Origin of the sequence: Mesorhizobium sp. M2A.F.Ca.ET.039.01.1.1, assembly GCF_003998035.1 — a bacterium.
In the GTDB taxonomy this organism is placed as follows: Bacteria; Pseudomonadota; Alphaproteobacteria; order Rhizobiales; family Rhizobiaceae; genus Mesorhizobium.
This window is the reverse complement of sequence record NZ_RZRY01000212.1, coordinates 1-9167: the sequence shown is the minus strand read 5'-3', so window position 1 is coordinate 9167 and position 9167 is coordinate 1. Positions and strand designations below refer to the sequence as shown.

Below are 9167 nucleotides of genomic sequence, written 5' to 3'. Positions count from 1 at the left end.
CCCATGCGCCCGACATCACGCTGATCTATGAGAGCGGCACCATCGGCACCGCGCCCGACGTGCTGCCGCTGTCGATCGGCGACGGCGAATTGTGCGAGACGGCGGTCACCACCGTCGCGGTGCCGGAGATGTTCCGCTACTGGCTGCAGGGCGGCCGCATCTCGATCGGCTTCCTCGGCGCCGCCCAGCTCGACAAATTCGGCAACATCAACACAACTGTCATCGGCGACTATGCGCATCCCAAGACCCGCCTGCCCGGCGGCGGCGGCGCGCCGGAGATCGCCACCTCGTCAAAGCAAGTCTACATCACCATGGCGCAGTCGAAGCGCGGCATGGTCGAGAAGATCGACTTCTTCACCTCCTTCGGCCATGGCGAAGGCGGCGACCACCGCAAGCGCCTCGGCATCGACACCGCCGGCCCGACGCTTCTGATCACCGACCTCGCCATCTGGAGGCCGGACCCGGTGACGAAGGAGTTCACCGTCGTCTCGTTGCATCCGGGCATCAGCCGCGAGCAGGTGCAGGAAACTTGTGGCTGGACGGTCAAGTTCGCGGAGGCCCTTGACGAGACGCCGGCGCCGACGGAACTCGAGCTGAAGACATTGCGCGACCTGCAGGCCCGCACCAAGGCGGCGCATCAAGGGACCGCCAAAGGGAAAGCTGCTTAAATGGCTGAAGCCTTCATCTGCGATTACATCCGCACGCCCATCGGCCGCTTCGGCGGCGCGTTGTCCTCCGTGCGAGCCGACGATCTCGGCGCCATCCCGTTGCGGGCGCTCGTTGAGCGCAACATGGGTCTCGACTGGGCCGCCACCGACGATGTTGTCTATGGCTGCGCCAACCAGGCCGGCGAGGACAACCGCAATGTCGCGCGCATGGCGCTGCTGCTTGCCGGCTTGCCCCAGGACATTCCCGGTTCGACGGTCAATCGCCTCTGCGGTTCGGGCATGGATGCCGTCACCATCGCCGCGCGCGCCATCAAGGCTGGCGAGGCCGAGCTGATGGTCGCCGGCGGCGTCGAGTCGATGAGCCGAGCCCCCTTCGTCATGCCGAAGGCCGATGCAGCTTTCTCACGCAATGCCGAAATCTACGACACCACCATCGGCTGGCGCTTCGTCAACCCGCTGATGAAGAGGCAATATGGCGTCGATTCCATGCCGGAGACCGGCGAGAACGTCGCCGAGGACTTTTCCGTCTCTCGGGCCGACCAGGACGCTTTCGCCGTGCGCAGCCAGGACAAGGCGGTGGCCGCGCAGGCCAGTGGCCGGCTGGCGAAGGAGATCACGCCGGTGACCATCCCGCAAAGGAGAGGCGATGCAATCGTCGTCGCGAAAGACGAACATCCCCGCGCCGGCACGACCATCGAAACGCTGGCCAAATTGCCGACGCCGTTCCGCCAAGGCGGCACGGTCACCGCCGGCAACGCTTCCGGCGTCAATGACGGCGCGGCCGCCCTCATCATCGCGTCCGAGGCAGCGGCGAAGAAGTATGGGCTGACGCCGATCGCCCGTATCCTCGGCGGTGCCGTCGCCGGTGTGGCGCCGCGCATCATGGGCATCGGACCGGCCCCGGCCACGAAGAAGCTGTGCGCCCGCCTCGGCCTGACGCCCGAACAGTTCGACGTCTTCGAGTTGAACGAGGCCTTCGCCTCCCAAGGCATTGCCGTGCTCCGCCAACTCGGCATCGCCGAGGACGCTGCGCACGTCAACCCGAACGGCGGCGCGATCGCGCTCGGTCATCCGCTCGGCATGTCCGGCGCGCGCATCACCGGGACGGCGGCACTCGAACTCAGCGAGCGCGGCGGCAAGCTGGCCTTGGCCACCATGTGTATCGGCGTCGGCCAGGGTATCGCGATCGCGCTGGAGCGGGTTTGACCGCTCAGGCAGATCAATAAGGCAACCCGACGTAATTCTCGGCAAGCGCCGTCGATGCCGCTCTGGAATGCACCAGGTAATCGAGCTCGGCTTCCTGGATGCGCTGGCCGAACTCCCCCGTCTCGGGGAAGCGATGCAGGATCGTCGTCATCCACCAGGAAAAGCGCACCGCTTTCCACACGCGCGCCAAAGCCTTGGCCGAATAGGCGTCGAGCCCGGCCTCCGACCTCTCGCGGTAGAATTCACGAAGCCCGGCAAACAGATAGCCCACGTCGCTGGCAGCGAGGTTCAGGCCCTTCGCGCCGGTCGGCGGCACGATATGCGCAGCATCGCCGACCAGGAACAGTTTTCCGAAGCGCATCGGCTCGGCGACGAAGGAACGCAGCGGCGCGATCGACTTCTCGAAGGACGGCCCGGTGGTGACCGCGGCCGCAATCTGCGCCGGCAGGCGGCTGCGCAGCTCATCCCAGAAGCGGTCGTCCGACCAGTCCTCGACGCGCTCACCGGCGGGAACTTGCACATAGTAGCGGCTGCGCTGCGGCGACCGCATCGAGCAGAGCGCGAACCCTCGCTCGTGATTGGCATAGACCAGTTCGCGATCGGCCGGCGGCACCTCGGCCAGCACGCCCAGCCAACCGAACGGATACTGGCGCTCGAACGTCTTCAGCGCGCCGTCCGGCACTGACCTGCGGCTGACACCGTGATAGCCGTCGCACCCGGCAATGAAGTCGCAATCGATGCGATGCGTCGCGCCATCCTTCTCGTAGGTGACGAAGGCCGACGTGCCATCGAAATGATGCAGCGCGACATTCGACGTTTCGAACACGGTCTGGAGCCCCGACGCTTCGCGCTTCTGCATCAGATCGAGCGTCACCTCGGTCTGGCCATAGACGGTGACATGCTTGCCGCCGGTGAGCGCGCTCATGTCGATGCGATGCGCGCGGCCGTCGAAGGCGAGCGAGATGCCTTCATGCGGCAGGCCCTGGGCATGCAGCCTGTCCGCGGCGCCCGCCTCGCCGAGCAGGTCGACCGTGCCCTGTTCGAGCACGCCGGCGCGCACACGTCCGAGCACATGCTCGCGGCTGGATCGCTCGAGGATGATCGTCTCGACACCAACGGTGGCGAGCAACTGGCCGAGCAGCAGGCCGGACGGCCCGGAGCCAACGATGACCACCTGCGTGCGCATCAGTGACCCAGGCTCTCGATCTGCGCGGTCAGCTCGGCTGCGAGCCTGAGCGCGGCGGCGGTCGCCACCACCATTTGCGGCAGGATCAGCCACTCCAGTGTCCAGGCCGCACCCGAGCGCTCCTGCTCATGCACCAGCGCCTGATGCATGCCGGAGAGCTGAACGGCATTGAAGCGCGCCAGCGCCACCAGCGCTTCCGCCTTCACCGGATTCTGCTTGTGCGGCATGGCCGATGAGCCACCCCCGCCGGAAAGCTTGATGTCGGAGCCAACCTCCGCCATCAGCGCGACATCCTGCCCGAATTTGCCGAGGCTGCCGGTAACGAGCGAAAGCCAGGATGCGAACTCGGCGAGCGCGTCGCGCTGGCTGTGCCATTGCGGCGTATCGGCAAGACCGAGCTTCGCGGCAAGCGCGGCGCGAACGGCCGTGGCCTTGTCGCCGAGTTTTTCCAGCGTGCCGGCGGCGCCGCCGAACTGCAGCGCCAGCAGACCGCCGGATATTTCGGCAAGGCGCTGCTGGTGACGCTCGAGCGGCGCCCTCCAGGAAGCAGTCCGATTGGTCACCGTGATCGGGATCGCCGGCTGCATGCGCGTCGTCGCCATGAACTGACGTTCTCCGAACTCGAGCTCGAGGCCGGTGAGGCGCACAACATTCTCGCCAAGCAGCAGGCCGATATGGTCGACGGCCTGCCGCAGGCGCAGCATCAGCGAGGTGTCGACGACATCCTGGCTGGTGGCGCCGAAATGCACATATGCGTCGTGCGGAGCGCCGACTGCAGCTTTGACTTGCCCAACCAATTCCGGCACCACCACGCCGTCCCTGGCGACGCCGGCCCTCAGCTTGGCCGTGTCCGGCCGGAACGACGCCAGCGCCTTCACGATCGCGACCGCGACATCGCGTGGGATGACGCCGTGTTCAGCCTCGGCTTCAGCCAGTGCCCGCTCGAAGGTGAGCATCGCATCGAGGTCCGCTTCCAGGGAGAAATGCCGCGCCGCCTCCTCGTCGCCGAGCAGGCCGGAAAGCAGCGGATGATCGAAGGGCGAAACGGTCATGGCGGCCACGGTCAGCTGTCGAAGAAGACCGTCTCCTTTTCGCCCTGCAAGTGGATGTCGAAGACGTAAGTATCGCCCTGGCGTTCGGCGATCAGCGTCGGCACGCGCAAGCGATGCTCGATGCGGGCAAGGATCGGATCCTCGGCATTTGCCTTTTCCTCGTCCGCAAAATAGAGCCGGGTGTGCAGGCCGGTATTGATGCCGCGCGCCACGATCCACAGCGTGATGTGCGGCGCCATCAGCCGGCCGTCGCGAAACGGCACGCGGCCCGGTTTGATTGTCTGGAACCGGCAGATACCTGTTTCCATGTCGGTCGGCTGCCGGCCCCAGCCAAGGAAATTCGGGTCGGCCGCGCCGCGCATCTCCGCGGGCGAGTTGTAAAGCCCGCTGGCATCCGCCTGCCAGATCTCGATCAGCGCATCCTTGAGAGGCGTGCCGGTACCGTCGAGCACTCGGATTCGGAGATCGATGCGCTCGCCCTTGGTCTCATCGTTGAGCATCGTCGAGCCGAGGTCGCTCGCATAGACGCCGCCGATGCCGCAGAAATTCGGCGTCAGCCCGATATGCACATAAGGGCCGGCGGTCTGCGAAGGGCTCTCCTTCAGTTGGTCGAGCGACTGCGCCATCAATTGCCCTCCGGCCTGTTCTCGAACAGCGTCGAGCGGCGCCCGCGCAGCACGATGTCGAACTTGTAGGCGAGCGCATCCATCGGGATGGTCGACTGCGTGTCGAGCGCGGCGATCAGCGCCTCGACCGCGGCCTTGTTGGAAATGCCGCCGACGATCGGGCAACGCCAGATCAGCGGATCGCCTTCGAAATACATCTGCGTGATCAGCCGCTGCGCGAAGCCGTGGCCGAACACTGAAAAATGGATATGCGCCGGCCGCCAGTCGTTCGGACCGTTCGGCCACGGATAGGGTCCGGGCCTGACGGTGCGAAAGGCATAGCCGCCATCCTCGCCGGTGATCGTGCGGCCGCAGCCGCCGAAATTCGGATCGAGCGGCGCGAGATAGCCGTCCTTCTTGTGACGGTAGCGGCCGCCCGCATTGGCCTGCCAGAATTCGAGCAGCACGCCGGGCACGCTCTTGCCGCGCTCGTCGAGAACGCGTCCATGGACGATGATGCGCTCGCCGATGGCGCTCTCGCCGGGCCTGGCGAAATTGTGGATCAGGTCGCTGTCGAGCTCGCCCAGCATCGCGTGCCCGAACACCGGGCCGGTCAGTTCCGACAGCGTGTTGTCGAACGATAGCAGCGCTTTCTGCGGCGAGCGCAGCACCGAGCTCTTGTAGTTCGGCGTGAAGGCCGGCGGGTGCCACTGGCGGTCGCGCTGGAAGAAGGCGCCGGTTTCCGGCGCGCGGTTGGAGCCGGACTCAGCCATGGGCGGCCTTGGCTCCGTCCATCTGCGCGAACACTTCCTTGGCGATCTTGAAGGCGCGATTGGCGGCCGGCACGCCGGCATAGATCGCGACATGCAGGAAGGCCTCGCAGATGTCGTCTCGCGTGGCGCCTGTATTGGCGGTGGCGCGCACATGCATGGCGACTTCCTCGTCATGGCCGAGTGCCGCAAGCAGCGCCAGCGTCACGATCGAGCGCTCGCGCTTTGACCAGTTGGGCCGTGCCCACACCGTTCCCCAGGCAGCTTCGGTGATCAGTTGCTGGAACGGCCGGTCGAAATCCGTGGCGGTATCCTCGGCGCGGTCGACATGGGGATCGCCGAGCACGGAGCGCCGGACCTCGAGACCGGTCCGGTAGCGGTTCTTCGTGACATCATCCATGAGCAGACTTTCCCTCCGGCAACGAGGCGACGAAATCGCGGATCAAGGTGACGAGCGCTTCGGGCTGCTCGATGCACGGGATATGCGCGGCATCGCGGATCACCTCGAAACGCGCGCCGGGGATCAGGCCGGCTAATGAGCGGACGAGGTCGGGTGGCGTCGAGCCGTCCTGATCGCCGACAATGCAAAGCGTCGGCGCCGCGATACGCCGCGCCGCGTCGGTGAGATCGGCGTCGCGCACGGCCATGCAGGTGCCGATATAGCCGGGCAGCGCCTGCCGGGTCAGCATGTTGCGGCAGCCGGCAAGTTCGGCCGAGCGCTTCGCATGGAACTCCGGTGTGAACCACACTTTCATGATGCCGTCGGCGATCACCTCGATGCCGTCGCGCTCGACGGTGGCGATGCGCGTGTTCCAGCTCTCTGCGGTGCCTATTTTATGCGCGGTGTCGCTGAGGATCAGCGCCTCCACACATTTGGGATGGCGGTTATAGAGCCTCTGCGCGATCAGGCCGCCGACCGACAGGCCGTAGAGCACCACCTTTCCGAAGCCGAAATGATCGATAAGGCCCAACAGGTCGTCGACATGGTCGTTAATCGATCGCACGCCGCTGCCGATATCGGAAAGCCCGTGACCGCGCTTGTCGTAGACCAGCATAGGCATTTCCCCGGCAAGCCGCGCGACGACATCGTCCCATATCCGGAAGTCGGTGCCGAGCGAATTGATGAAGATGATCGGACGCGACGAGCCGGCCGCCTCGATATGGCGGTGATGCAGCGCGACGCCGCCTATGCTGACGAATGGCACGATTTCGATCCTCCGAACCCACATTGCACCAGCAATTTGGTTCGGTAAATCGAAACCATCCGAGGTTGCTTCGGCCGGCTCCTGATGCGGGCCCTGCCGCCTACCCCAGCGTCAGTCCTGCCTTCCTCGCTTCCTCGCGCAGGAACGGCAGCCCGACCTCGATGACGTCGCGCGGGTCTTCCGCCACCGGCCGCCACACCGCGAGCCCGCCGGCGATGTCGACATCGACATGGTTCATGCTTTCAAGCGTGATCGCGCCCTGATAGCCGATGTCGGCGATCGCCTTCATGCAGGCGGCCCAGTTGAGCATGCCGCGCCCCGGCACGCCGCGATTAGCTTCCGACACATGCACATAGCCGAGATAGGGCGCCGCCGCCTCGAAGCCGGACGCAAAACTCTCTTCCTCGATATGCATGTGGTAGGTGTCGAGATGGATGAAGATGTTGTCGGCGCCGACCCGCTCGATAATCCGCGCCGCGTCGATGCCGCGGTTGATCAGATGCGTCTCATAGCGGTTGCAGGGCTCGATGCCGAGCTTGAGGCTGCGGGACTTCGCCGACTTCGCCGCACGTTCGAGGAAGCGGCACATGCCGTCGATCTCCTTTTGCGTCGGCGCCCGTCCGGTGGTCTTGCCGATCGTGCCGTATGTGACGCCGCCCAGCGCCTCGGCGCCCACCTCGTTGCAGACCTTGAAGGCCGGCTGCAGGAAATCGAGCGCCTCGTCGGGCCGCTCGACCACATCGAGCGCGCGCGGCAGGCCGAGCGACGGGATAAGCTCGACGCCATAGTAATTGGCAAAGCCGCGCGTGCGCTTGGTGTCGATCTCCTCGGGGCGCAGCAGCGGTATCTCCATCAGCCCGATGCCGAGTTCCTTCAGCCGATCCATCTGCGGCTCGATGCGGGCGAGGTCCCAGACCGGTGCGATGGCAAAAGTGTGCAGTCCGAAGGTATTCATGTCAGCCTCGTTGCTCATGCGCCGCCGCGGCGGCAATGTCGCCGCCGCCGACGATGCGGCTGACGACTTCGTTCATATTGGTGTTGGCGGTGACGAGATCGGCGTCCGCCCTGCCGTGCCGCAGCACGACGATGCGGTCGGTGACCGACAGCACGTCGTTCAGCCGGTGCGAGATCAGGATGACGGCGATGCCTTCCGACCTGAGCCGCCGGATGAGGTCGAGCACGCTCTGCACCTCGCGCACGGCAAGCGCCGCCGTCGGCTCATCCATGATGACGAGTTTTGGGTCGAAGGTGAGCGCCCGCGCGATCGCCACCGTCTGCTGCTGGCCGCCCGAGAACGAACCGACGGAACGGTTGATCGACGGCAGATGCGCGCCCAAGCGCTCGATCATCTTCGACGCCTGGCGGTCCATCTCGCCTTTGTCGACGAAGCCGGGGAACAGGCCGAACAGCCGCTTCGTCGGTTCGCGCCCTAGGAAGATGTTCGAAGCCACGTCCTGCTGCTTGGCCAGCGAAAGATCCTGGTAGATCATCTCGATGCCGAGTTGGCGGCGATGTCCAGGGTCGAGCGCAAGGATGTCCTTGCCGTCGAATTCGATCGAGCCCGAGTCGGCGCGGTAGATGCCGGTGATGGTCTTCATCAGCGTCGACTTGCCGGCGCCGTTGTCCCCGACCAGCCCGACCACCTCGCCGGCCGCGACGGACAGATCAACGCCATGCAAGACGTCGACCGCGCCGAAGCTCTTGCGGATGCCGCGAAGCGAAAGCAGGGTCATACGCGTGACTCCTTCCGCACCTGGTATTGGTCGATGAACACGGCGAGGATCAGCACCGCGCCGATCGCCATCTGCTGGTAGTAGGATTGCACCGCAAGCAGCGTCAGTCCGTTCTGCAACACGCCCATGATCAGCGCGCCGATCATGGTGCCCAGGATCGAGGCGCGGCCGCCGAACAGGTTGGTGCCGCCGATGATCGCCGCCGTGATCGCGGTAAGCTCGTAGTTGATGCCGGCCGTCGGGTCGCCTGCGTTGACGCGCGCGGTGAAGAGCAGGCCAGCGAGGCCGGCAAGCGCGCCGGAGAGCGTATAGATGATGCGGCGGTGATGCTCGACGCGGATGCCTGCGGCGCGCGCCGCGCCTTCGCTGTCGCCCAGCGCCAGCGTGTGGCGGCCGAAGCGTGTATAGGCGAGCACCGCATGCGCGACGATCGCCGTCAGCACGAAGATGATGACCGGCATCGGAATGCCGAAGGGTCGGCCCTGCCCGATAAAGACGATCTCGGGCGGCAGGCCGTAGATCGCCCTGCCCTGCGAGATGACCAGCGCCAGCCCGCGCGCGAGACCCAGCATGCCGAGGGTGACGATGAAGGCCGGCACGAAGGCGCGGGTGACCAGTTGGCCGTTGATGTAGCCGGCGATCGCGCCGGCCAGGATGCAGGCGATCACCGCCAGAACTGACGGCCAGCCGAGATTGACGGCGACGAAGGCCCCCGCGACACCGGCGAGCCCCATCACCGAGC

Annotated in this window: 11 protein-coding genes; 2 read left to right on the top strand and 9 right to left on the bottom strand. The window is 65.9% G+C overall.

Features of this window, described 5'->3' with window-relative positions:
* Positions 1–668: CoA-transferase subunit beta (locus EOA24_RS17435; RefSeq protein WP_133374539.1), on the top strand; the 668-nt coding region annotated here is incomplete at its 5' end.
* Positions 669–1874 carry a 3-oxoadipyl-CoA thiolase gene (gene pcaF, locus EOA24_RS17430; RefSeq protein ID WP_126081875.1) on the top strand — a complete coding sequence of 402 codons (1206 nt, stop codon included), beginning with the start codon at positions 669–671 and terminating at the stop codon, positions 1872–1874. It abuts the gene before it with no gap.
* 13 nt (positions 1875–1887) lie between these two features.
* Here the strand turns inward: pcaF and pobA are convergent, their stop codons facing one another.
* The 9 genes from pobA to EOA24_RS17385 form a co-directional block, all read right to left on the bottom strand.
* Entirely contained in the window at positions 1888–3060 is a 1173-nt protein-coding gene (gene pobA, locus EOA24_RS17425; protein ID WP_126081874.1) for a 4-hydroxybenzoate 3-monooxygenase, read from the bottom strand.
* The gene (locus EOA24_RS17420; RefSeq protein ID WP_126083749.1) at positions 3060–4112 is read right to left on the bottom strand and encodes a 3-carboxy-cis,cis-muconate cycloisomerase; all 1053 of its coding nucleotides are present in this window, start codon (positions 4110–4112) and stop codon (positions 3060–3062) included. The genes pobA and EOA24_RS17420 overlap by 1 nt, the downstream gene beginning before the upstream one ends.
* Positions 4113–4123: 11 nt before the next feature.
* Positions 4124–4738 (bottom strand): protocatechuate 3,4-dioxygenase subunit alpha, encoded by a 615-nt coding sequence (gene pcaG, locus EOA24_RS17415; RefSeq protein ID WP_126081873.1) that lies wholly within the window; start codon positions 4736–4738, stop codon positions 4124–4126.
* The gene (gene pcaH, locus EOA24_RS17410) at positions 4738–5490 is read right to left on the bottom strand and encodes a protocatechuate 3,4-dioxygenase subunit beta (protein ID WP_126081872.1); all 753 of its coding nucleotides are present in this window, start codon (positions 5488–5490) and stop codon (positions 4738–4740) included. The genes pcaG and pcaH overlap by 1 nt, the downstream gene beginning before the upstream one ends.
* Positions 5483–5887: a 4-carboxymuconolactone decarboxylase gene (pcaC, locus tag EOA24_RS17405; RefSeq protein WP_126081871.1), complete on the bottom strand. Its 405-nt coding sequence runs from the start codon at positions 5885–5887 to the stop codon at positions 5483–5485. The genes pcaH and pcaC overlap by 8 nt, the downstream gene beginning before the upstream one ends.
* Positions 5880–6692: a 3-oxoadipate enol-lactonase gene (gene pcaD / locus EOA24_RS17400; protein ID WP_126081870.1), complete on the bottom strand. Its 813-nt coding sequence runs from the start codon at positions 6690–6692 to the stop codon at positions 5880–5882. The genes pcaC and pcaD overlap by 8 nt, the downstream gene beginning before the upstream one ends.
* A gap of 100 nt (positions 6693–6792) precedes the next feature.
* Positions 6793–7647, bottom strand: coding sequence for a sugar phosphate isomerase/epimerase family protein (locus EOA24_RS17395; RefSeq protein ID WP_126081869.1), 855 nt, complete (start codon positions 7645–7647; stop codon positions 6793–6795).
* 1 nt (position 7648) lies between these two features.
* Positions 7649–8425 (bottom strand): ATP-binding cassette domain-containing protein, encoded by a 777-nt coding sequence (locus EOA24_RS17390; RefSeq protein WP_126081868.1) that lies wholly within the window; start codon positions 8423–8425, stop codon positions 7649–7651.
* A partial coding sequence (locus tag EOA24_RS17385; RefSeq protein ID WP_133374538.1) for an ABC transporter permease occupies positions 8422–9167 on the bottom strand: 746 nt, incomplete at its 5' end. The genes EOA24_RS17385 and EOA24_RS17390, both read right to left, overlap by 4 nt.

Excerpts from the sequence above, each read along its gene's own strand:
- pcaG (WP_126081873.1), bottom strand. The coding sequence starts at position 4,738 with ATGGCGCAGTCGCTCGACCAACTGAAGGAGAGCCCTTCGCAGACCGCC.
- EOA24_RS17390 (WP_126081868.1), bottom strand. The coding sequence starts at position 8,425 with ATGACCCTGCTTTCGCTTCGCGGCATCCGCAAGAGCTTCGGCGCGGTC.
- EOA24_RS17395 (WP_126081869.1), bottom strand. The coding sequence starts at position 7,647 with ATGAATACCTTCGGACTGCACACTTTTGCCATCGCACCGGTCTGGGAC.
- pcaF (WP_126081875.1), top strand. The coding sequence starts at position 669 with ATGGCTGAAGCCTTCATCTGCGATTACATCCGCACGCCCATCGGCCGC.
- pcaH (WP_126081872.1), bottom strand. The coding sequence starts at position 5,490 with ATGGCTGAGTCCGGCTCCAACCGCGCGCCGGAAACCGGCGCCTTCTTC.
- EOA24_RS17420 (WP_126083749.1), bottom strand. The coding sequence starts at position 4,112 with ATGACCGTTTCGCCCTTCGATCATCCGCTGCTTTCCGGCCTGCTCGGC.
- pcaC (WP_126081871.1), bottom strand. The coding sequence starts at position 5,887 with ATGGATGATGTCACGAAGAACCGCTACCGGACCGGTCTCGAGGTCCGG.
- pobA (WP_126081874.1), bottom strand. The coding sequence starts at position 3,060 with ATGCGCACGCAGGTGGTCATCGTTGGCTCCGGGCCGTCCGGCCTGCTG.